The organism is Novacetimonas hansenii JCM 7643 (assembly GCF_000964405.1).
Taxonomy (GTDB): domain Bacteria; phylum Pseudomonadota; class Alphaproteobacteria; order Acetobacterales; family Acetobacteraceae; genus Novacetimonas; species Novacetimonas hansenii.
The window spans coordinates 1-746 of sequence record NZ_BANE01000264.1; the positions used below are offsets into that span (position 1 = coordinate 1).

Annotated in this window: 1 protein-coding gene; it reads left to right on the forward strand. The window is 65.4% G+C overall.

Annotated elements, in window-relative coordinates; translation table 11 throughout:
- Positions 1-3: 3 nt before the first annotated feature.
- Positions 4-746: outer membrane protein (locus B7G66_RS14335; RefSeq protein WP_048859319.1), on the forward strand; the 743-nt coding region annotated here is incomplete at its 3' end.

The following is a 746-nucleotide window of genomic DNA, read 5'->3' on the forward strand; positions in this document are numbered from 1 at the left end:
AATATGCGTCTTCGCACGGCGTTACTGGCAACGACCCTGATGGCTGCTGCTCCGGCGGCTTCGATGGCCACGACGATCACCGGTCCGTATGTTGATATCGGGGGTGGCTACAACCTCACCCAGACCCAGCACGGCCACTTTGCCGATACTGATGGCGGCACGGAACCGGGCCGTGAAAAGGTCGGGCACCGTCACGGCTGGACCGGCTTCGGCGCGGTTGGCTGGGGCTTCGGTAACGGCCTGCGCGCCGAGGTCGAGGGCGATTACAACTGGTCCGAAATCTACAGCAAGAGCCGTGGCGACAAGGGCTCCGACCGCTCTTATGGCGGTTTCGTCAACGTGCTGTATGACATCGACCTGAAGCGTCTGTTCAGCATCGACGTCCCCGTCACGCCGTTCGTCGGTGTCGGCGCGGGCTATCTGTGGCAGGGCGTGCATGACGCCACCATCGGCGGCAACAACCCCGGCGGCGCACGCAGCATGAGCGGCACCAAGGGCGGCTTCGCCTACCAGGGTATCGTCGGTGCGGCCTATGACATCCCCGGCGTCCCGGGCCTGCAGATGACCACCGAATACCGCATGATCGGTCAGCCGCAGTCCTTCACCATGGGCAACTTCACGGCGGGTGACGGTCACGCAAGCTTCGACCATCGCTTCAACCACCAGTTCATCGTCGGTGTCCGCTACGCGTTCAACAACGCGCCGCCGCCGCCGCCGCCGGCCCCCACCGTGGCCCCGCCCGCACC